This window comes from Nocardia africana NBRC 100379 (assembly GCF_001612635.1).
GTDB classification, from domain to species: domain Bacteria; phylum Actinomycetota; class Actinomycetes; order Mycobacteriales; family Mycobacteriaceae; genus Nocardia; species Nocardia africana.
In genome coordinates, this window is the sequence record NZ_BDAV01000011.1 from 162,967 (window position 1) to 185,096 (window position 22,130).

General features: G+C 68.7%; 18 protein-coding genes. 11 read left to right on the top strand and 7 right to left on the bottom strand.

The genetic code is table 11. From position 1 onward, the window contains the following. Positions 1-55 precede the first annotated feature (55 nt). Both NA3_RS19845 and NA3_RS19850 read right to left on the bottom strand, forming a co-directional pair. Positions 56-820 (bottom strand): DUF2127 domain-containing protein, encoded by a 765-nt coding sequence (locus NA3_RS19845; RefSeq protein ID WP_062965121.1) that lies wholly within the window; start codon positions 818-820, stop codon positions 56-58. Positions 821-878: 58 nt separating this feature from the next. Further along, positions 879-2,105 (bottom strand): helix-turn-helix domain-containing protein, encoded by a 1,227-nt coding sequence (locus NA3_RS19850; protein ID WP_227995247.1) that lies wholly within the window; start codon positions 2,103-2,105, stop codon positions 879-881. A 199-nt stretch (positions 2,106-2,304) separates the two neighbouring features. Here NA3_RS19850 and NA3_RS19855 point away from each other — a divergent pair, with 199 nt between their 5' ends. Then, entirely contained in the window at positions 2,305-2,610 is a 306-nt protein-coding gene (locus NA3_RS19855) for a hypothetical protein (protein ID WP_062965122.1), read from the top strand. Between the two features lie 72 nt (positions 2,611-2,682). Here NA3_RS19855 and NA3_RS19860 read toward each other — a convergent pair whose 3' ends face one another. After that, positions 2,683-3,543 (bottom strand): PAC2 family protein, encoded by an 861-nt coding sequence (locus NA3_RS19860; RefSeq protein ID WP_210743458.1) that lies wholly within the window; start codon positions 3,541-3,543, stop codon positions 2,683-2,685. A gap of 161 nt (positions 3,544-3,704) precedes the next feature. On the opposite strand from NA3_RS19860, the gene metH reads away from it, so the two are divergent. Continuing rightward, positions 3,705-7,283 carry a methionine synthase gene (metH, locus tag NA3_RS19865; protein WP_062965123.1) on the top strand — a complete coding sequence of 1,193 codons (3,579 nt, stop codon included), beginning with the start codon at positions 3,705-3,707 and terminating at the stop codon, positions 7,281-7,283. Positions 7,284-7,323: 40 nt separating this feature from the next. Here metH and NA3_RS19870 read toward each other — a convergent pair whose 3' ends face one another. After that, a complete protein-coding gene (locus NA3_RS19870) occupies positions 7,324-8,418 on the bottom strand; it encodes an epoxide hydrolase family protein (RefSeq protein WP_062965124.1) in 1,095 nt (364 codons plus the stop codon). A gap of 495 nt (positions 8,419-8,913) precedes the next feature. On the opposite strand from NA3_RS19870, the gene NA3_RS19875 reads away from it, so the two are divergent. Then, entirely contained in the window at positions 8,914-10,551 is a 1,638-nt protein-coding gene (locus NA3_RS19875; protein ID WP_062965369.1) for a serine/threonine-protein kinase, read from the top strand. Between the two features lie 16 nt (positions 10,552-10,567). Then, positions 10,568-11,242 (top strand): HAD family hydrolase, encoded by a 675-nt coding sequence (locus NA3_RS19880; RefSeq protein ID WP_128145210.1) that lies wholly within the window; start codon positions 10,568-10,570, stop codon positions 11,240-11,242. Here NA3_RS19880 and NA3_RS19885 read toward each other — a convergent pair. Then, the gene (locus NA3_RS19885) at positions 11,224-13,752 is read right to left on the bottom strand and encodes an ATP-binding protein (RefSeq protein ID WP_062965125.1); all 2,529 of its coding nucleotides are present in this window, start codon (positions 13,750-13,752) and stop codon (positions 11,224-11,226) included. The genes NA3_RS19880 and NA3_RS19885 overlap by 19 nt on opposite strands. Before the next feature lie 168 nt (positions 13,753-13,920). Between NA3_RS19885 and NA3_RS19890 the strand changes: the two genes are divergently transcribed. From NA3_RS19890 to hisG, 6 genes are all read left to right on the top strand, one after another. Continuing rightward, positions 13,921-14,868, top strand: coding sequence for a HalD/BesD family halogenase (locus NA3_RS19890; protein ID WP_227995246.1), 948 nt, complete (start codon positions 13,921-13,923; stop codon positions 14,866-14,868). Positions 14,869-14,896: 28 nt separating this feature from the next. Beyond that, complete coding sequence (locus NA3_RS19895) at positions 14,897-15,706, top strand: class I SAM-dependent methyltransferase (RefSeq protein WP_218021855.1); 810 nt, start codon at positions 14,897-14,899, stop codon at positions 15,704-15,706. Beyond that, positions 15,703-17,517, top strand: a complete 1,815-nt coding sequence (locus NA3_RS19900) for a choline/carnitine O-acyltransferase (protein ID WP_062965126.1) — start codon at positions 15,703-15,705, stop codon at positions 17,515-17,517. The genes NA3_RS19895 and NA3_RS19900 overlap by 4 nt, the downstream gene beginning before the upstream one ends. Before the next feature lie 152 nt (positions 17,518-17,669). Further along, on the top strand, positions 17,670-18,263 hold the full coding sequence (locus tag NA3_RS19905) for a GNAT family N-acetyltransferase (RefSeq protein ID WP_227995245.1): 594 nt from the start codon (positions 17,670-17,672) through the stop codon (positions 18,261-18,263). Positions 18,264-18,348: 85 nt separating this feature from the next. Next, entirely contained in the window at positions 18,349-18,612 is a 264-nt protein-coding gene (locus NA3_RS19910) for a phosphoribosyl-ATP diphosphatase (protein ID WP_030518144.1), read from the top strand. Between the two features lie 92 nt (positions 18,613-18,704). Further along, positions 18,705-19,556 (top strand): ATP phosphoribosyltransferase, encoded by an 852-nt coding sequence (gene hisG, locus NA3_RS19915; RefSeq protein ID WP_062965127.1) that lies wholly within the window; start codon positions 18,705-18,707, stop codon positions 19,554-19,556. 21 nt (positions 19,557-19,577) lie between these two features. Here the strand turns inward: hisG and NA3_RS19920 are convergent, their stop codons facing one another. Then, a complete protein-coding gene (locus NA3_RS19920) occupies positions 19,578-20,441 on the bottom strand; it encodes a RecB family exonuclease (RefSeq protein ID WP_062965128.1) in 864 nt (287 codons plus the stop codon). Positions 20,442-20,524: 83 nt separating this feature from the next. Here NA3_RS19920 and NA3_RS19925 point away from each other — a divergent pair, with 83 nt between their 5' ends. Next, entirely contained in the window at positions 20,525-21,358 is an 834-nt protein-coding gene (locus tag NA3_RS19925) for a tRNA (adenine-N1)-methyltransferase (protein WP_030518141.1), read from the top strand. Between the two features lie 101 nt (positions 21,359-21,459). On the opposite strand, the gene NA3_RS19930 is transcribed toward NA3_RS19925, so the two are convergent. Continuing rightward, a complete protein-coding gene (locus tag NA3_RS19930) occupies positions 21,460-22,047 on the bottom strand; it encodes a WKL family lipoprotein (protein ID WP_227995244.1) in 588 nt (195 codons plus the stop codon). Between the last annotated feature and the right edge of the window lie 83 nt (positions 22,048-22,130).

The following is a 22,130-nucleotide window of genomic DNA, read 5'->3' on the forward strand; positions in this document are numbered from 1 at the left end:
CGAGCGTAATACCTGCCCGCGCGCCGCGGCGGCGCACCCGGGCCTCGGCGTGCCGTCACCCCGCCTCGATGGCGACCGCGGAGCGTTCCACGGTCAGCAGGCTCTCCTCGCTGTGCTCGCGGTGATAGGCCGCGCCACCGCCGTTGAGGCCGAACAACCGCTTCGACCACAGCAACCACAGCACCGCGGCGATGTTGATCAGCAACGCGCCGGCGCGGAGGACGGTGATGCGCTCGGTGAGTTCGTAGATTTCGAGCGGCAGGAAGATCGAGGTGGCGATCACGGCGAAATACTCACCCCAGCGCTGCACGTACCACAGGCCCACGGCCTCCACGAATTCGATGACGGCATATGCCAGCAACCCCACCGCGATCCAGGTGAGCACGGTCGGCGAGAGCGTCCAGCCCTTCTCGATGAACGCGACGATCTTCGAATTGTCGGGATTCCAGCCGATCTGGTCGGCGAGCGGACGGATCAGCGGCAGCTCCCGGTTGTACGCGGCGTGCAGCTGTTCCTGTGAATTGCGCACCTTGAACACCCCGGCGGCCAGCAACACGAACACCAGTCCGCGCAGCACGCGTTCGGTGGCCAGCAGCCGCATGATCAGCCGGTCGCGCAGCAGCCGCCCGCGCGGCACCTCGGGCGCCGCATCGGCCGGGCCGCGCCCGCGCGGCTCGCCGATCACGAAATTCCCGCAGCGCAGACACCGCCAGGCCTCGCCGGCTGCCGTCGAAACATGCAGGCGCGCAGCCAGTTCCGCTTCGTCGGGGGCGTAGGTGGCGTGCCCGTGCCATGAGCAGCTGCGCAGACTGAAGTCCATTCGTCGCAGCGTACAACCCCGGCGGCGTCGTGCAATTCAGCGGCGCAAGCGAATCCGCTCAGCTCGTCGACAGCACCCGCAACTGCTCGAGATAGGTGCGGGTGCGGGGATCGGAGGGATAGCGTTCGATCATCTCCCGCGCCGCCTCGCCCGCGATCCACAGCAGCGACGGCAGTGAGCGGCGCTTGCCCTCGAACGCGCGCATCGCCTCGTCGACCGCGAGCTCCAGATCGCGATCGCGGACCGCCACCACGGCCAGGGTCAGTTGTGCCTCGGAGACGCGCATGGGCTGGCGGACCGAACCGTCGAGGCCCGTGGCGCTGCGGATCACTTGGCGGGCATAGCCTTCCGCCAGGCGGTTGTCACCGGCGACCCGGCAGCAATCCATGGCGTAGAAGTCGAATTTCTGCGCGTCGACCACGAAGTGGTTGTCCAGATTTGCCGGATTGTCCAGTTGTCGCAAGATATCCCGGCCGCGTTCGAGGGCGCGTTCCATCGCCTCGCGATCGCCGATGCGCGCCCATGCCTTGGCCTGCTGCGCGGCCAGTTGGACGCCCACGCCCATGCCGCGGCAGTTGTCGAGGGCCGACTCGGCCACCTCGATCGCACCGCGGTAGTTGCCCTGGGTGATGGCGAACCACGCCGCCATTTCCGCACCCCAGCCGACGATTTCGGGATGTTCGGCCTCCTGGCCCAGCGACAGCGCCGCGCGGCGGGTCGCCTCCGCGGCGGTGCGCCGGCCCAGGTCGTAGTCGACGCATCCCACCAGCAACGCCACCCAGCCGGCGAGCACCAGCACCTCGCGATGCTGGGCCAGGGTCAGCCGCCCGTCCAGCAGTGAGGTGATGCGCCGCAGCCACGCGGTGCCCTCGGTGTGCAGTTCGTGCGGGTCGGCGAAGGGATATTCGCAGCACAGCCGCTCGGCGGTGATGCGAATCGCATCCAGTGTGGCCGAGGAGATGTCGGACATCCGCAGCCGGCCGATGAACTCGAGCGTGTCCATTCCCGTTGACGACAAAAGTTCGTCGTCCCGATTCGGGCGCGCTTTGGGGAAAAACGCCGCGGTGACGGTGTCGAACGCCGCGGCGATGATCGGCGCGTAGAAATCGTCCGGGCGCGACTCACCCGATTCCCAACGGCGCCAATTGCGTAGGAGGGTACTGTCTGTCGGCAGGTTGTGGGATGACTTCGCGCGCATCGCGCGCACGGCGTCCGCTTGGGACCACCCCCGCGCGTCGCGTTCGGAGCGCATCCTGACAGCCCAGACGGGTCGATCGTCACTCACGGCCACGTCTGTAGTATCCCACCAGTTAACGCCGGTGGACCCGATAGGGCACGCGGTTGTCCGTCATTGACATCTGCAATTGCATTTGCAGATAACGGATGCTCGATTCGGGCGGTTTTCCCGTCCGCAGAAGGTGATCCACGAGCAGGTGATCCACAACAGAACAGCGAATCCCTTATACATCCAAACGGAGGTTCGGGTGGAAGCGTTGATCTATGGATACGTGCGTGACGACCTAGCCGACGGTCACGCCGCCGAGCTGGAGGATGCGATGTGCACCCTGGCCAGCGAAGTCGGCCTCTGCTTCGCCGCGACGTTCCATGAATCGACCCAGGGTGACGGCACCGCGTTCGCCGAGCTCACGGCCGAGCTCAAGCGGGCCGAGGCACACCATGTGGTGGTTCCGTCGCTCGATCATCTTGCGGGCCAGACCATTCCGCGCGACGTGCTGATCGCGAAGCTGGCCCACGACGCGGAAGCCCAGGTGCTGACCATCGAGACCTGACCGCGCGCGGCTGTCGCCGGACACGCGTCCGCGGGACTCGCCCGCCGGCCGAGTGTCCGGCGCCGCCACCGGCTACAAGCCGAATCCGCCCTTGCCGCCGCCTCGCCGGCGCAGATACTTCTCGAATTCCGCGGCGATCGCATCGCCATCGATCTTGGCCATCGCGTCGTCGAGGTCGACCGCGGCGTCGCCGCGCTCCTCCAGCGAACGCACGTATTCGGTGACCTCCTCGTCACCCTCGGTCATCTCGTCGACCGCGGACTCCCAGTCCTCGGCCTGCGCGGGCAACTCGCCCAAGGGCACCTCGATGTCGAGCACGTCCTCGACCCGGCGCAGCAGCGCGATGGTCGCCTTCGGATTCGGCGGCTGGGAGACGTAGTGGGGAACCGCCGCCCAGAACGAGATGGCCGGCACGCCCGCTCGCACGCACGCGTCCTGCAGCACGCCGGTGATGCCGGTCGGCCCCTCGTAGCGAGTTTGTTCCAGGCTGAACTGTTCGGCCGCTTCCTTGCTGTAGGCGGTGCCGGTGACCGGGACCGGCCGGGTGTGCGGGGTGTCCGCGAGCAGTGCTCCCAGAATCACCACCGTCGTCACCTGCAGTTGTTCGATCAACTCGATGATGTCGGAGCAGAACGCGCGCCAGCGCATATTCGGCTCGATGCCGTGCAGCAACACGATGTCGCGCTCACTACCGGGAGGGGAGCACACCGACAGCGTGGTCGAGGGCCACTGGATCTCGCGAGTCACGCCGTCGACCTGGCGTACGGTCGGCCGGTTGACCTGGTAATCGTAGTAGTCTTCGGAATCCAGTTCGGCCAGCGGTTCGGCGTCCCAGATCAGTTCCAGATGTTCGACGGCGCCGCTGGCGGCGTCGGCCGCGTCGTTCCAGCCTTCGAAGGCGGCGACGAGAACCGGATCACGCAACGTCGGCATTGCCGGATCGGATGAGGCACTGGGGTTCACCCGGTCAGCCTACGGCGTGGCGGCGGTGTCGTTCACCGCATATCGCGGGATACCGCGTGTCGGAGTGATGTGGCGCGGGCCGCCCGATCCGGTGGTCAGGATTGTCGGGGCCGCCCACTACTCTGGGGTACATGTCTGTGTCCTCCCGCGCCGAGTTCGATACCACGTTGCTCGACACGCTTGCCCGGCGTGTCGTGATCGGCGACGGGGCGATGGGCACGATGTTGCAGGCCGCGGATCTGACGCTGGACGACTTCCGTGGCCTCGAAGGATGCAACGAGATCCTGAACGAGACCCGCCCGGACGTGCTGCGCGGCATCCACCGCGCCTACTACGAGGCCGGCGCCGACGCGGTCGAGACCAATACCTTCGGCTGCAATCTGCCGAACCTGGCCGACTACGACATCGCCGACCGGATCCGCGATCTGTCCGAACGCGGCACCCGGCTCGCCCGCGAGGTGGCCGACGAGATGGGCCCGTCCGCCGACGGCACGCCCCGCTACGTCCTGGGGTCGATGGGCCCGGGCACCAAACTGCCCACCCTGGGCCACGCCCCCTTCGTCGCGCTGCGCGACGCCTACGCCGAGGCCGCGCTGGGCATGCTCGAGGGCGGCGCGGACGCCATCCTGATCGAGACCTGCCAGGACCTGCTGCAGGTGAAGGCCGCGGTCACCGGCAGCCGCCGGGCCATGGAACGGGCCGGGCGACGCATTCCGATCATCACCCACGTCACGGTCGAGACCACCGGCACCATGCTGGTCGGCAGTGAGATCGGGGCGGCGCTGACCGCGATCGAGCCGCTCGGCGTCGACATGATCGGTCTCAATTGCGCCACCGGCCCGGACGAGATGAGCGAACATCTGCGCCATCTGTCCAAGCACGCCCAGTTGCCGGTGTCGGTGATGCCCAATGCGGGGCTGCCGGTGCTGGGGGCCAAGGGCGCCGAATATCCGCTCACTCCGGGCGAATTGGCGAGCGCGCTGCACGGCTTCGTCACCGAATTCGGCCTCGCGCTGGTCGGCGGCTGCTGCGGCACCACCCCGCAGCACATCCGCGAGGTCGCCGACGCGGTCGCGAATGTCGCCCCGGCGCAACGCGATCCGGTTCACGAGCCGAGCGTGTCCTCGATGTACACCTCGGTTCCGTTCGAACAGGACGCCTCGATCATGATGATCGGCGAGCGCACCAACGCCAACGGCTCCAAGGCCTTCCGGGAGGCGATGCTGGCCGGTGACTGGCAGAAGTGCCTCGACATCGCCAAGGATCAGACCCGCGACGGCGCGCACATGCTGGATCTGTGCGTCGACTACGTCGGCCGCGACGGCAGCGTCGACATGGCCGAGCTGGCGGGACGGCTGGCCACTGCCTCGACGCTGCCGATCATGCTGGACTCCACCGAGCCGCCGGTGCTGCAGGCCGGTCTGGAACATCTGGGCGGACGGTGCGCGGTCAACTCGGTGAACTACGAGGACGGTGACGGGCCGGATTCGCGCTTCCAGCAGATCATGCGCCTGGTCGCCGAGCACGGCGCCGCCGTGGTGGCGCTGACCATCGACGAGGACGGCCAGGCCCGCACGGCGGAGAAGAAGGTCGAGATCGCCGAGCGCCTGATCGCCGACATCACCGGCAACTGGGGGCTGGCCGAGAGCGACATCATCGTCGACTGCCTGACCTTCACCCTCGGCACCGGCCAGGAGGAATCGCGACGCGACGGTGTGGAGACCATCGAGGGCATCCGCGAACTCAAGCGCCGCCACCCGCAGGTGCAGACCACCCTCGGCCTGTCGAACATCTCCTTCGGCCTCAACCCGGCCGCGCGACAGGTGCTGAATTCGGTGTTCATGCACGAATGTGTCGAGGCCGGACTGGATTCGGCGATCGTGCACGCCTCCAAGATCCTGCCGATGAGCCGGATCCCGGAGGAGCAGCGCACCGCGGCGCTGGATCTGATCTACGACCGCCGCCGCGAGGGCTACGACCCGCTGCAGGCGTTGATGGCGATGTTCGAGGGCGTGTCGGCCGCCTCGGCCAAGGCCTCGCGCGCCGACGAACTGGCCGCGCTGCCGCTGTTCGAACGCCTCGAGCGGCGCATCGTCGACGGCGACCGCAACGGGCTGGAAGCGGATCTGGACGCGGCCATGCAGGAGGTGCCGCCGCTGCAGATCATCAACGAAACGCTGCTGTCGGGGATGAAGACCGTCGGTGAGCTGTTCGGATCCGGTCAGATGCAGCTGCCGTTCGTGCTGCAGTCGGCCGAGGTGATGAAGGCCGCGGTGGCGCACCTGGAACCGCATATGGAGGCCACCGACGACTCGGGCAAGGGCCGCATCGTGCTGGCCACGGTCAAGGGCGACGTGCACGACATCGGCAAGAACCTCGTCGACATCATCCTGTCGAACAACGGCTACGAGGTCGTCAATCTCGGTATCAAACAACCGATTTCGGCGATCCTGGACGCGGCGACCGACAAGAAGGCCGATGTGATCGGCATGTCCGGTCTGCTGGTCAAGTCGACGGTGGTGATGAAGGAGAACCTCGAGGAGATGAACACCCGCGGGGTCGCCGACCAGTTCCCGGTGCTGCTGGGCGGCGCCGCGCTGACCCGCGCCTACGTCGAGAACGATCTGACCGACGTCTACTCCGGCGATGTGCACTATGCCCGCGACGCGTTCGAGGGCCTGCGCCTGATGGACGACATCATGACCCGCAAGCGTGGCGGCGCGGTCGATCCGGACAGTCCCGAGGCCGAGGCCGAACGCGCCAAGGCCGCCGAACGCAAGGCCCGCCACGAGCGGTCCAAGCGCATCGCGGCGGAACGGCGGGCCAAGGAGGTGCCCGTCGAGGTGCCCGAACGCTCGGACGTGGCCGCCGATCTGCCGGTGCCGGTGCCGCCGTTCTGGGGCACCCGGGTGATCAAGGGCCTCGCGGTGGGCGAATATTCGGGCCTGCTGGACGAGCGCGCGCTGTTCCTGGGGCAGTGGGGGTTGCGCGGGCAGCGTGGCGGCGAGGGGCCGAGCTACGAGGAACTGGTCGAATCCGACGGCCGCCCGCGGCTGCGGTACTGGCTGGACCGGTTGTCCACGGAGGGCGTGCTGCAGCACGCGGCCGTGGTTTACGGCTATTTCCCGGCCGTATCCGAGGGTGACGATGTGATCGTCCTCACCGAGCCGGATCCCGCTGCGCCGCAACGGTATCGGTTCACCTTCCCGCGTCAGCAGCGCGACCGCTTCCTGTGCATCGCCGACTTCGTGCGCTCGCGCAAGCTGGCCGCGGAGCGCGGCCAGGTGGACGTGCTGCCGTTCCAGCTGGTCACCATGGGGCAGCCGATCGCCGATTTCGCCAACGAGCTGTTCGCGGCGAACAACTACCGCGACTACCTCGAGGTGCACGGCATCGGCGTGCAGCTCACCGAGGCGCTGGCCGAGTACTGGCACCGCCGGATTCGTGAAGAGCTTGTGCTGGAAGGACATTCGGTCGCCGACGAGGATCCCGCCGACGTGACGGATTACTTCAAACTCGGCTACCGTGGCGCACGCTACTCCTTCGGGTACGGGGCCTGCCCCGACCTCGAGGACCGCGCGAAGCTGGTGTCGCTGCTGGAGGCGGAACGGATCGGCGTGTCGCTGTCGGAGGAGTTGCAGCTGCATCCGGAGCAGTCGACCGACGCCTTCGTGCTGCTGCATCCGGAAGCCAAGTACTTCAACGCGTAAGTAATCTCCGGTAAGACGTCAGTGCAGGTGGGGGAGCGGTCTACGAATGCGTTGTGAAGAAGGTGTCGATGTCGTTCGCGAGTTCGGTCGGCGCTTGGTGAGCGGCGTAGTGTCCGCCGCCTTGGAATTGGTTCCAGGAAACGATGTTTCGGTGGTCGCGGTGGGCGAAGCGGGGAATCGAGGCGAAGACATCGCCGGTGAACTCGGCGAGCGCGACCGGTATCGAGGTCGGTTCGCTCCGTCGCGGAGCGCGGGAATCTTCGTGGTAGAAGCCGATGGCGGATCCGGCCGTCGCGGTCAGCCAGTAGATCATCACGTTTGTGACGGTGAAGTCGGGATCCACGCCGCGGCCGAACAGTTGCGCGTTCCAGGCGAGCAGTCCCGCGGGGGAATCGACAAGGGCGTGAGCCACTGTGTGCGGCTGGTTGGCGTGCAGCGTCAGGTACGCGCCTTCGGCGGCCATGAAGCGTTGTAGACGTCGCCATCGATCGAGGCTGCCGGGGTCGAGGTCGGTGAGCTCGCCGGGTGCTCCGGAGGGGGTCGAGAAGATCTGGGTGACATGGACTCCGGTGACATGTTCGCTGTCGAGGTGTCCGAGTTCGAGGGAGATGGTCGAGCCGATGTCGTTGCCGACCGCGCCGTATCGGTCGTAGCCGAGCCGCTTCATCAGTTCTGCCCACGCTCTGGCCGTGCGCTGCCTGTTCCATCCACGATCGCTCAGGGGCGCGGAGTAACCGAAGCCCGGGATCGACGGAATGACAAGGTGGTATCCGGCGCGGGTCAGTGGTTCGATGATGTCGAGGTATTCCACCACCGTGCCCGGCCAGCCATGGGTGAGGATCAACGGCAACCCGTCCGGCCGGCCGGACCGGACGTGCAGGAAATGGATGATCTGCCCGTCGATCTCGGTCGTGTACTGCGGGTAGGAGTTCAGTCGCTTTTCCCAGGAACGCCAGTCGTAGCCGGTTCGCCAATACTCCACCAGTTCTCGTACGTAGGACGTGGAAACACCGGCCTCGCTGAAGGATTCATCGGCGAATCGGGTGTGCGCCAAACGGCGCGCCAGGTCATCGAGCGTGGTATCGGACACGTCGACTCGGAACGCGGCGATCTGTGCACTCTTCGAAGCAGGCATGACAGCATGCTGTCAAAAGGGCAGTATGCTGTCAATGGTCGAGTGCGCCGGTTCGTGGATGGGGTTCATGCGCTGCGGCATTTCTGTGCATCGATGCGGCTGGCTAACCTGGCGAGTGTGCGGGAGCTGCTGAGTACATGGGGCATCGGGATGCGTCGATCACGGTGAACACGTACGGTCACTTGATGCCTGATAGCCACTCACGGTCTCGCGCGGCGGCGGACGCTGTGTGGTCGACGGCCTCTGTTTCCGAGACGCCGTCTGGACGGCCCGAGTCTGCCGATGGCGGGGAGGGGGTTGGCGATGGACTCGTCGATTTCGATGACCGATAGGCTCGCACCTGCTGGTTTGCCCGGGTGTTCGGCTGAGTTGTCGGTGGGGTGAGCGGCCGGAGCGTAGCTCAAAATACTTCAACACGTAGGATTTTGGCGTTTCCGGGCGTCACGCAGAGTGGCAAGGCGGCTCGGCGTGTGAACGCAGGAGGGGTTGGACACCATGAGTTCAGATCGGCTGATCGCCGGGCGGTACCGACTGGCCGATCCCATCGGCAGCGGGGCCATGGGGGTCGTGTGGCGCGCCAGTGACGTGCGGCTGCGCCGCACCGTCGCGGTCAAGCAGCTGCTGCTGGCGCCCGGACTGACCAAGGCGCAGGCGCTGGAGGCGAAGATGCGCGCCATGCGGGAGGGACGCATCGCGGCGCGGCTGCACCATCAGAACGCGGTCACCGTCTTCGACGTCGCGGAGGAGGACGGCCAGCCCTGGCTGGTGATGGAATACGTCGACGCGCAGAGCCTGGCGGCGCTGATGCGCGACAAGGGTCCGCTCGAACCGCGCGAGGTGGCCAGGATCGGGGCGAAGGTCGCCGCGGCGCTGGCGGCCGCACACGACGCCGGCATCGTGCACCGGGACGTGAAGCCCGCGAACATCCTCGTCGCCGACAACGGGACGGTGAAGATCACCGACTTCGGCATCTCGCGTGCCGTCGGCGACGTCACGGTCACCTCGACCGGATTCCTGGCCGGTACCCCGGCGTATCTGTCGCCGGAGATCGCGCGCGGTGAGGATCCGGAACCGGCGTCGGACGTGTTCGCGCTGGGGTCGACGTTGTATGCGGCGGTCGAGGGTGCGCCGCCGTTCGGCGAGGGCGACAATCCGCTGGCGGTGCTGCATTCGGTGGTCAGCGCCAAGGTGCCCGAGCCCGAGCGCGCCGAAGCCCTGGGCCCGGTGCTGATGAGCCTGCTGGCCGCCGACGGCGCCGACCGGCCCACCATGCGGGAAGCGCAACAGGCGCTCGAGGCCGTCGCCGACGGCCGATCGGCGGCGTTGGTTCCCGCGGCCACCAAGGTGCTCCCGCAACCGGGCCCCGACGCCGCCGCGACCACGGTGCTGTCGGCCCCCGAGAAGACGACGCCCGCGCCCGCCCCCGCGGGTGCCGCATCCACCGCGAAAACGCCCGCGCCGCAACCGAAACCAGGCCCGCTGCGCGATCGGCGGATCTGGGCGGCCGCTGCGGCGGCCGTTCTCGTGCTCGCCGTGATCATCGGACTGGTGGCGACATCCGGGTCCGACGACAACCACACGGCGGCGGGGAACGCCACCACCTCGGCGCCGGAGCAGCCCTCGGCGACCGCCTTCGCGCCGCCGGGCGCGGCGACGCCGGACGCGCCCGGCGGATCCTCGTCCAACGGTGCGGGTGGCAGCGCCCCGCTCGGCAGTCCCGTCCCCAGCGGTCAGATCCCGCCCGGCCCGGCGCCGAGCGGTGCCCCGGCGCCCGGCGCGAGCGCCACCCGCACCGCGCCGCCCGGAACCAGCGCCCCCTACGGCCCGGCTCAACCGGCCGATATCGCGAGCTTCATCTCCGGCTACTACGGCATGTTGCCCGGCAACACCAGCGGCGCCTGGGCCGAGCTGGCGCCGTCGTACCAGTCCCAGACCGGCGGCTACGCGCAGTACTCGAACTTCTGGTCGACGGTGTCGTCGGTGCGGGTCGGCGGGGTGACGCAGACCGGACCGGGCCGGGCGGTCGCGACGCTCACCTATACCCTGAAGAACGGGACCGTCACCTCCGAGAGCCGCTGGTTCACGGTGGACACGGCCACCGGCCGGATGCTCATCACCGCGTCGGGAACCTGATGCGGAATCGGAAGGAGTGCTCCGGGTGACTGTGGCCGCCGTGCTGTGGGATATGGACGGCACCCTGCTGGATTCGGAGAAGCTCTGGGATATCGGCGTGCGCGAACTCGCCGAGGAGCTCGGCGGCCGGATGACCGACGCCATCCGACACGCGCTGATCGGCGCGGACGCCCGCAACGCGCTGCGGATCCTGTTCGACGGCCTGGGCCTGGAGCTCGACCCGGCGGCGATGCTCGCGGCGGGACAGTGGCTGGAGCGCCGGGTCACCGAACTGATGGCCGGGCCCATCCCGTGGCGGCCCGGGGCGCAGGACGCGCTGGCCACGCTGCGGACGGCGGGCCTGCCGGCCGCGCTGGTGACCAACACCAAACGATCCATCACCGAGCTGTGCCTGGAAACGCTGGGCCGGCACATGTTCGACGTCTCGGTGTGCGGCGACGAGGTCGACAGCGGCAAACCCGCGCCCGATCCCTATCTGCGCGCCGCGCGGTTGCTCGGTGTCGCACCGGAAGATTGTGTGGCCGTGGAGGATTCGCCGACCGGCTCGGCCGCGGCACTGGCCGCCGGATGCCGGGTGCTGGTGGTGCCGTGTGAGATCGCGGTCCCGGTGCGACCCGGACTCGAATTCCGCGAATCCCTGGTGGGCCTCACCGTCGACGAGCTCGCCCTGGTTCACGCGGGCGCGCGCTGACGCGAATCGAGCTCGCCTCCGCCGGTGCGGCGCCGGCGCGGCCGCGGGGTGCGTGCCGTGCGGGCGCGGCGATCGGGCGGCACCAACGCGGCGATATCGGCGCGCGAAGCCACCGCCAGCTTTCGCAGGACGGCCGCGACTTGCGCATCCACCGTGCGCGCCGAACTGCCGCGCCATGCGGCGATATCGCCGTTGGTCCAGCCCGCCGCCGCCAGTGCGGCGACCTCCTGCTCGGCCCGGGTCAGTAGCTGCCATTCCGGTGCGGGCGGGGTCTGCGGGCACTCGCCCGGCACGGCGATGTCGCAGGCGAGCCGGCCGATCTCGGTCAGTGCCGTGCGCATCGCGGTGCCCTCGCGATAGGCCGCGTCGAAGGCACGCGGGCCCAGTAACCGCCGGATCCCGTCCGCCGCGCGGTCGGTTTCGGCCACGAAGGGCCGCAGCTGGGCGATCTCCACGCCGAGCCGGCGGCGCAGCGCCGCGGCGGCGCCGAGCAGTCGCGCGATCTCCACCGCGGCCGCGTGCGGCGCGGACTCCGGTGGCGCGGCCAAGGTCAGACGTGCCAGTGCCCACGCCCGCGCGTGGACGGACCACACCACACCCCATGTGTCGCGTGTCGCGACCTGCCGCGCGAGGGTGGCGGGCGCGGCCGCGGCGGCCCACCGCGCGTCGCCGTGCAGGGTTTCGGCGATGACGCGCGCGATCGCGGCCCACGACTTCGCCCAGTCCGCGCCCGAAGCCGACACCACCTCGAGGTGGCGGGTGGTCAGTGCGAGAGCCTGCTCGGGCGTCCCCAGGAAGGCGGCGGCCAGCGCCTCGAACAGCGCGCTGATGGCCGCATGGCCGTAATCGGCTGCGGCGGTATATCTTTCGCGGGCGCGTGTCAGCAACACCAGGGCGCGCACATCCTGGTCGACGAGCATCAGCCGGCAGCCCAGAGTGAAGGCCACCGGCGCCGGCAGCGGAATGTCGGCGGTGGGGTCGGCGGCCAATCGTGCCCGTGCCGCCGGCTCGGGCACCGCGGTCGCCACACAGCGATCGAGTAACTCGTCGGCCTCGTCGGGCAGGCCCTGGCACAGGCAGATCCAGGCGATCGTCGCCATCGCGCGGATCCGCAGCGGCTCGGGCGCGGATGCGGCGGCGGCCAGCGTCTTCTCGGCGCGGCGCCGCGATTCGCGCAGCGAACCCCGGAAGAAGGGGACGTGCAGCGCGATCATTGCCAGCGCGATCTCCAGCCCGGCCACCGCATCGTCGGGCGAGTCCAGGCTGCGGTCGATGGCGACCAGGAGGTTGTCCCACGAGGCCCGCGCCCACTGCGGCAACCGGCCGTCGCCGTCGTCGGAACTCGTGATCCGGTCGCGGTAGTAGCGGCGGTGCCGGTCCGCCAGCCGCTGCGGCTCGTCCGGATCGCGTTCGGCCAAGCGCTCCCCGGCGAACAATCGCAGACTCTCCAGCAGCGAATAGCGCACCTCGCGGGCGCTCAGATGCACCGTGACCAGCGACTGGTCGGCCAGCCGTTCCAGCAGCTCCTCGATGTCGGCGGCGGCCGGCTCCACCGCTGAGCCGGCCGAGGCGTCGGGCCCGGCGCACACGGCCACGATCGCGTCGAGGTCGGCTCCCACCTCGAGACCCGACTCGTCTTCGGCGTCGGCCGGATTGACGTCGTATCCGGGTGCGAAGACCGACATCCGTTCGAACAGCAGCCGTTCCCGTGGGTCGCACAGGTCGAACGACCACGCGATCACGTCGGTGATTCCGCGATGCCGGGTATCCGCGCCGATCAGAGGGGCGGGCCGCCAGTGCAGGCGGGTGTCGCCGGCGCGGCCGTCGAGATCGCGCAGGATCACGGCCGGTGGGCGCCGCCGCAACCGCGCGGCGGCGAGGCGGATGTGGAGTGGGTAGTGGTGCAGATGCGCGCAGATGGATGCCACCGTCTCGGCGGTGTCCGGGCTCAGCACGGTACCGGTCAGTGCCGCGCGCCGGTGGAACAACTCCACGGCCTGGCGCTGCGTCAACGGCGGGAGCGGGAGGAGTTGCTCATCGATCCAGCCGAGGGGGCGACGGCTGGTGGCCAGTACCGTCAGGCCCGGCACCGTCTCGATCAGTTCGGCGATCACCTGCCCGGCGCCATCGGGGACGTGCTCGCAATTGTCCATGACCAGCACCGGGTGCGCGGTGGTGGCATCGAGGGTTTCGATCAGCGCCGGCCAGGGCTCCCGCCCGGAGAAGTCGTGGTCGACGACCGCGCGTATCACCTCGTCGGCCACGGCGGCCGCGTCGGCGCCCGCGGCCAGGCGGGCCAGGCGCACCCAGTGCACACGGCGCTCGCCGGTCCCGCGTAACCGGCGCACAGCCTCGGTGACCAGGCGGGTCTTGCCCAGACCACCGGCGCCGATCACCGTGATCAGCCGTGCGGATCCGGACAGCAGGGCCGCCAGCCGTTCCAGTTCCGGCTCGCGGCCGATGAATTCGTCGGAGGTGGTCGGCACGGTGCCCACCCGCAGTGGCGCCATCTCGCGACCCTACCGCCCGTGAGCGGCGACCGGACCGGCAGCGGTGCACCGCCGCGTTGTGGTGGCGAATATCGCTGGCGCACATGGTTACTCGAGGGTTTGTGAGGTTTCCCAATGATATCCGGGAATCTGCTGTGCAATGGCCTCCGGCAGGTCACAATGATCTTCATGGCGGCGACAGGGGGTTGTGGCAACGTGGGTGCGATGGGCCGGGTGGACGGCGGAACGGCTGGGGGAGAAGGTACTTCGGATCGAGAGGGTGGCCCTGCGCTGGCTGCCGTCGTCGACACCGAGCGCTATCCGCTCGACGCACCGGGCAGTGCGCGGTGGGACGAGGTGGTGCGCCGAGCGCGCGAGGACCTCGCCGCCGACGGCTGCACCGTCCTGCCCGGATTCGTACGCCCGGCCCTGCTGGCCACGCTGCGCGACGAGGGCGCCGAACTCGCCCCGCACGCCTACTACACGGTCGAGAAGGTCAACGCGTACAACATTCCGCTCGACAGCGACCTACCGCCGGACCATCCGGCCACGATCGTGCTCGAGCGCGGAAACGCCTTCGTCGCGCGGGATCTCATTCCCCGGACCTCGGTGATCCAGGTGCTCTACACGAGTGCGGCGTTCCAGAGATTGGTCGCCGAGTGCTTCGGCTTGCCCCAGCTGCACGAATACACCGATCCGCTGGCGGGGTTGTGCCTCAACGTGGTTGCGCCCGGCATGTCGCATCCGTGGCATTTCGACACCAACGAATTCACCGTCTCGATGCTGACCCAGGAACCGGACGCGGGCGGGGTCTTCGAATACTGCCCGCGCATCCGGACACCGGAATCGGAGAATCTGGCCGATGTGCGGGCGGTGCTGACCGGATCGGGCGAACCGTTCATCCGGCGGCTCACGCTACGCCCCGGCGATCTGCAACTGTTCCAGGGCCGTTTCTCCCTGCACCGGGTGTCACCGGTGGAGGGCGCCACTCAGCGTCACAGCGCGATCTTCGCCTACAGCGACCGCCCGGGCATCGTGGGCGCGGTCGAACGCACCCGGCAGCTGTTCGGGCGGGTTCTGCCGGACCATCTGGCCGCGGCGGGCAATGCCGTTCGCGGTGACCGACTTCTCGACTGATCACCCGTTCGACTCAGGAGGATCGCCCGTGACGGTTTCGATGCACAGCACCGGAAAAGCTTCGTTCGACGACATCTACGACCGCCCCGATCCGAGCGCCTACTGCCGCCGGATGGCCGATTTGGACTACTGCATACCGGAATTGGCGAAACCCGCCTTCCTGGAACTGTTCGCCGACTACGAGGCGCGTACCGGTACCGCGCCGACCGTCCTGGACCTGGGCTGCTCCTACGGGGTGAATGCGGCGCTGCTGCGCTTCGGCACCACCGTCGCCGATCTGGCCGAGCACTACGGTGACGCCGACACCGCCACCTGCATCGCCCGCGACCGCGCCCGCCTGGCCGCCGACGACCGGCTGCCCCGGATCCGCTTCATCGGCATGGACGCCTCCGCGCCGGCATTGGACTACGCGGCGGCCACCGGGCTGCTGCACGAAACCGTGCACGCCGATCTGGAGGCGGGCGAGCCCACCGAGGCGCAGCGAAAGATCATCGGTTCGGCCGATCTGGTGATCTCCACGGGCTGCGTCGGTTACGTCACCGGCCGCACCCTCACACGGGTGGCCCGCACGCACGGTACCCGGCTACCGTGGATGGCACACTTCGTGCTGCGGATGTACGCCTTCGAATCGATCGCGAGCGAACTCGCCGCCCTGGGGTACCGGACCGAGCGCCGTCCCGGCACCTTCCGGCAGCGCCGCTTCGCCTCCGCCGCCGAACAACAACAGGTACTGAATACGTTGACCACCAACGGAATCGATCCGACCGGCTACGAATCCGACGGCTGGCTGCACGCCGAACTCTTCATATCCACACCGACCCCCGAGGACCGCCCGTGACCGACCGTACCTTCGCCTTCGACGATCAGCTGCCGCGCGTGCCGCTGCCCACGCTCGACGACAGCTGCGCGCGTTTCCTGCAGTGGTCGCGGCCGCTGCTGTCGGAGGACGAATACGCCGATACCGAGCGCGCCGTGGCCGATCTGCTGCGCGCCGACGGGCCGGCCCGGATCCTGCACGCCGATCTGGAGCGGTTCGACCGCACACCCGGGGTCGGCAGCTGGCTCGACGAGTTCTGGCCCTCGCGTTATCTGGGCCGTCGCGACCGGATCGCGGTCAACGCCAACTTCTTCTTCCTGTTCCGCAACGACACGCCACTGGCGCAGTCCACCTCGGACCAGCAGGCCGATCGCGCCGCCGCGCTGATCACCGCCGCGGTGAACTACAAACTGCTGCTCGATCGGGAGGAGATCCCGCCGGTCGTGCAACGCGGCGCGCACTTTTCGATGGCGCAGAACAAATTCCTGTTCTCCGAGACCAGGATTCCGGGCGATCCGCAGGACAGCGTGCGCGTGCCCTACAGCGACGAATGGCCGGGCCCGTCGCAGGCACGCCACATCGTGGTCTTCCACCACGGCGCCATGTTCCGGATGGAGGTCATCGGCGCCGGCGGCGCGCCGCACGCCTCTGAAGACCTCGCCGACGGACTGCGGGCCGTGCTCAAGGCGGCGCCCGAGCAGGTGCCGGTCGACTCCTCGGCCGGACATCTCACAACCATGGCGCGGGCCGAATGGGCCGGCGTGCGCGGGCGTCTGCTGGAGGATCCGGTGAACGCGGCGGCGCTGGAGGTGATCGAAACCGCGCTGTTCTGCGTCTGCCTCGACGATGTGACCCCCGCCGATCAGCTCGCGGCCAGTGATCAGCTGCTGCACGGCGACAGCGGGAACCGGTGGTTCGACAAGGCGGTCTCGCTGATTGTCTTCGCCGACGGCAGCGCCGGCATCAATGTCGAACACTGCGGACTCGACGGCACCACCATCCTGTCCTTCGTCGACCGGCTGCTCGAGGCTCCGGCCGCCGAGCATGCCGCGCAGTCGGGGGCGCAGCCGCAGGGACTGCCCTCGGTGGAGCCGATCGAATTCCGGCTCGACGATCGCTTGCGCGGCGAGATCTCTTCGGCCGCAGCCGAATTTGCGCAGTTCGTCGCCGACAACGCCACGACCACGGTGTCGTTCGACCACTTCGGCACCGCCCGCGCCAAGGAGCTGGGCATCTCCCCGGACGCCTTCGCGCAGTTGAGCTATCAGCTCGCCCATCAGCGCAGCAAGGGAATGATCGGGGCCACCTACGAATCCATCGCGACCCGGCAGTATCGCAACGGCCGCACCGAGGCCATGCGTGTGGTGACCCCGCAGATCCTGGAATTCGTTGCCGCCATGGATGATTCGTCGGCGGATGCGGCGACGAAGCTGGCCGCCGCCCGGGCGGCCGCGGCCGCCCATGTGGAGCGCGCCAAGCAGTGCCAGCGCGGTGAGGCGCCGGAGCAGCATCTGTGGGAGCTGCAGTGGGTGCAGCGCCGGCGTGGCGCCGAACTGGGCGTCACCGAGCCGATGCCGTTCTTCGACAGCCCGGGCTGGATCATCACCCGTGACGACTATCTGAGTACCAGCTCAGCGCCCTCGGCGAATATCGAATACTTCGGTTTCGGCTGCACCAGCCAGAAGTGCATCGGCGTCGCCTACGTCCTGCTGCCGGACCGCTGGAACATCTACCTCGCGACGCCGAAATCCGTTGCGGAGCAGATGTATCGGTTCGCGGACGAATTGCGGCGCGCCGTTTCCGAACTGGAGGAATTGCTCGCCTCGGCGTGATCGACACGCCACACCGAGTCGACCGTCACCCGAGTCGGGTGGCGGTCGACCCGTGCTCGGCTGCTGCGACGGGAACGGCTCGATCTGCCGCTGCGCCGCGACCGCGATCCGCGACGAGCTGCACGTCCACCGTCATGGGTAGCCTCGTTCCCGTGGTCGACTCGGTGATGCCGCGGTTCGCCTGGCGGCAGGTGACACCGGCGGATTTCGCGCTGCTCGGACAGTGGCTGGCGCAACCGCATGTGCGGCGGTGGTGGCATCACGACTTCGACGCCGCTTCGATCGAACGCGATTTCGGGCCGACCGCGCGCGGGGAGGTGGCCGCCGAGGATCTGCTCGTCAGTGCCGACGGCGAACCCGTCGGGCTGGTGCAGCGGATCCGCTGGGCGGATTGGCCCGAGTACGTGGAGCAGGTGCGGCCGATTCTCGACGTGCCCGGCGAGGCGGTGTCGCTGGACTACCTGATCGGCGAGCCGGGGCGGGTCGGCCGCGGCCTGGGATCGGCGATGCTGCGCGCGGTCGTCGCGGCGAGTTGGACCGACTATCCGCGCGCCGACTGCATCGTCATTCCCGTCGCGGCCGCGAACCACGCGTCCTGGCGCGCGCTGGAGAAGGCCGGTCTGCGCCGCGTCGGGGAAGGGGAGCTGCCGCCGGACAACCCGATCGACGACGGATGGCATTACATCTACCGCGTCGACCGCCCGCGCGAGGTCCCGGCAGCACCGGCACCGGGCGGTGGACGGTGATCGCGCGCACACCAGCGGCAACCGTGGCGCCCGCGCCGATAACCGATTGCGGGACATATGCGGTCGTCTGAAAGAATGGCGTCCCGTGAAGACTTTCGAAACCCTGTTCGCCGAGCTGCAGGATCGTGCGGCCAACCGTCCGGAAGGTTCCGCAACCGTGGCGGCATTGGACGCCGGGGTCCATGCGCAGGGCAAGAAGGTGATCGAAGAGGCCGGTGAGGTGTGGATCGCCGCCGAACACGAGACCGACGAACAGCTGGCCGAAGAGATCTCTCAGCTCCTGTACTGGGTGCAGGTGCTGATGGTGGGTCGCGGTCTGCGGCTCGAGGACGTGTACCGACATCTGTGACGGGTGAGGCCCGGGCCACGACGGCTACCGGGCGACACGGTTCGACCGCTCCCTGACACATCTGTCCGCATTCCGTCCCGAAAGGACACCCCATGCTTCGCGTCGCAGTCCCCAACAAAGGCGCCCTGTCCGAATCGGCCGTCGAGATTCTCACCGAGGCCGGTTACCGCAAACGCAGCGATTCGCGCGACCTGTCGGTGATCGACAACGCCAACCAGGTCGAATTCTTCTTCCTCCGCCCGAAGGACATCGCGATCTACGTCGGGTCGGGACGCCTTGACCTCGGCATCACCGGCCGCGATCTGGCCCTGGATTCCGGCGCCCCGGTGCAGGAACGCCTCGGCCTCGGCTTCGGCCGCTCCACCTTCCGCTACGCCGCCCCCGCCGGGCGGGAATGGAAGGTCGAGGACCTCTACGACAAACGGATCGCCACCAGCTACCCGAATCTGGTGCTGCGGGATCTGCAGCGGCGGGGCATCGAGGCCGAGGTGATCCGCCTCGACGGCGCGGTGGAGATCTCCATCCAGCTCGGGGTCGCCGACGCCATCGCCGACGTGGTCGGCTCGGGGCGCACCCTGCGCCAGCACGATCTGGTCGCCTTCGGCGATTCACTGTGCGATTCGGAGGCCGTGCTGATCGAGGCCACCGGCTCCGATCACAGCGACAAGGCCCGCAACCAGCTCATCGCCCGGGTCCAGGGCGTGGTGTTCGCCCAGCAGTACCTGATGCTGGATTACGACTGCCCGAAGGATCTGCTCGACCGGGCGGCCGCGATCACGCCCGGGCTGGAGTCGCCGACCGTGTCCCCGCTGACCGATCCGGACTGGGTCGCCGTGCGCGCGCTGGTGCCGCGCAATCAGGGCAACGACGTGATGGATCAGCTCGCCGAACTCGGCGCCAAGGCGATTCTGGCCACCGATATCCGGTCCTGCCGCGCCTTCTGACCTCGCCCGGCGGCACCGCGGTCACGGGTGCGGCACCGTCGCGGCGGCGTCCTCCGGCCAGCCCGGATACGGCGGCGGGGTGCCGCCGTAGGCCGGGCACAGTGAGCGGTACTCGCAGAATTTGCAGCTCCACCCCGGTCGCGGCGGGAAATCTCCCTCGCGGCCGGCGGTGGTGATCGCCGCCCACAGGGCCGACACGATGCGCTCGAACCGCTCGAGTTCGTCCGCGTCCGGCGCATAGGTCAGGATCTGCCCGTCGCGCAGGTACAGCAGCCGCAGCTGGGCCGGCGCCACCCCGCGGGTGCGGTACATGATCAGGGCGTAGAACTTCAGCTGGAACAGCGCCTTCTGCTCGGCATCGGGTGCCGGAGTGCGCCCGGTCTTGTAGTCGACCACCCGCACCCGGCCGTCCGGCGCGACATCGATGCGGTCGACGTAACCGCGCAGCGGCGACCCATCCGCCAGCCGGACCTCCACCAGCGATTCACAGGATTCCGGGTCGAATCCGGTGGGATTCTCGAGGTGATAGTAGCCGCGTACCAGGTGGCTCACCTCGTCGAGAAACGGTGGGAGACCGCCCTGTTCGAGGACCACCTCGATCTCGGGGCGATCTGCCAGCAAACGCTCCCAGGCCGGCTCCACCAGCGCCGCGGCCCGCTCCGGAACGCGTTCACCACTGGGTAGCCCGTACAGCGATTCCAGTACCGCGTGCACGACGGTTCCGCGTACGGCGTCGCGGCCGGGCGTTTCCGGAATGCGGTCGATCGCGCGTAATCGGTATTTGAGCGGACATTGTTTGAAATCGATTGCCCGCGAGGGCGACAACGCCGGTCCGCGGGAAACGGCCGGTAATTCGGGCGGGGTCGCCGTCGGTGGTGCGGACATACCTGGCAGGCTATCGGCGGGTACCGACACATTCCGCGGGGTGATACCGCCGCCGGAAATGACGCGCAGGAGAACGGAGATACATGACGGCCAGACGGACCGGCCCATTCACCACAGGGGACCGGGTGCAGCTGACCGATGCCAAGGGCAGGCAACACACCGTCGTCCTGGAGCCGGGCAAGGAATTCCACACCCACAAGGGACCGATCCGCCACGACGAGCTGATCGGCGCCGACGAGGGCTGTGTGGTCCAATCCGCCAACGGCACACCGTATCTCGCGCTGCGGCCGCTGCTGGTCGACTACGTGCTCTCGATGCCACGCGGTGCGGCGGTCATCTATCCCAAGGACGCCGCGCAGATCGTGCACGAGGGTGACGTGTTCCCCGGCGCGCGGGTGCTCGAGGCCGGCGCCGGATCCGGCGCGCTGACCTGTTCGCTGCTGCGCGCGGTCGGGCCGAACGGCAGCGTGCGCTCCTACGAGATCCGCGAGGACCATGCCGAGCACGCCGTCCGCAATGTCGAGCGATTCTTCGGCGAACGCCCGGACAACTGGACGCTGACCCTTGGCGACGTCGCCGACTACGACGGCGAGCAGGTCGACCGGGTGGTGCTGGACATGCTCAAACCGTGGGACGCGCTGCCCGCGGTATCCCGTGCGCTGATCCCCGGCGGGGTCCTGATCGTCTACGTCGCCACCGTCACGCAGCTGTCGGAGATCGTGGAGGCGCTGCGCCAGCAACAGTGCTGGACCGAGCCGCGGTCCTGGGAGTCGCTGGTGCGGCCGTGGCATGTGGTCGGGCTGGCGGTTCGTCCCGAGCATCGCATGCAGGGGCATACGGCCTTCCTGGTGAGCGCCCGCCGCCTCGCCGACGGTGTGGTGGCACCCAAACCGCAGCGGCGCCCCTCCAAGGGCTGAGAAAGCGGCTGAGGCCATTTCTTCGTACGGACCGGCGGCGACCGGCCCGATGATTCGGCCCCGGTTCGCTGGGAGAAACCGGGGCCGGTGTCGTGCGGAGCTCAGGGCTGGCAGGGCGCCATACCCATGGCCAGGATCTGGCACGCGGAGGCGTCCGACAGCTGCCAGCCCGCCGCCGAGTGCTGCCAGGTCATCGGCATCGGGCCGGCCGGGCCGTGCGGCGAGGTGATGGTGACCTGGCCGGTGGCCTGGTCGCCCTCGGTCTTGATGTCGGCGACGGTGAAGGTGATGGTGCCGTAGTTGGCCAGGCCCGTGGTCATGGTGTCGATGTTGGCGGCGCGCTTATCCCCTCCGACCACCAGCTTTTCCTTCTCGGCGGTCGGCTTGGCCGGGTCCACGAAACCGTTGAGGGTCGCCTGCAACTCCTCGGCGGTGGGAGCGGGCGCGGCGGCGGCGCTCGTGGCGGCGGCCGAGGCCGAGGTGGCCGTCGTGGTACTCGTCGGCGTGGAGTCCTGGGAATTGTCGGACCCGCATGCTGTCATAGCGGTAACGGCGAGCGCCGCGAACGCGGTAGCCGTAGCAAGACGCAACCGGCGCGAACCGGAAACACCGGCGGTCCGCGTGGCGTTGCTCCCGGTGCGGGTACTGCCACCGAAGGGAGTAGCGCTGTGGCGGGTAGGAAGGAGCATCGACTAGACCTTTCGGTTCGGTCCGGCGAAATCGCTCGCCGAATGCAGGTTAGGGCAGGCTAACATGGTGTCCGGCCGGTAGA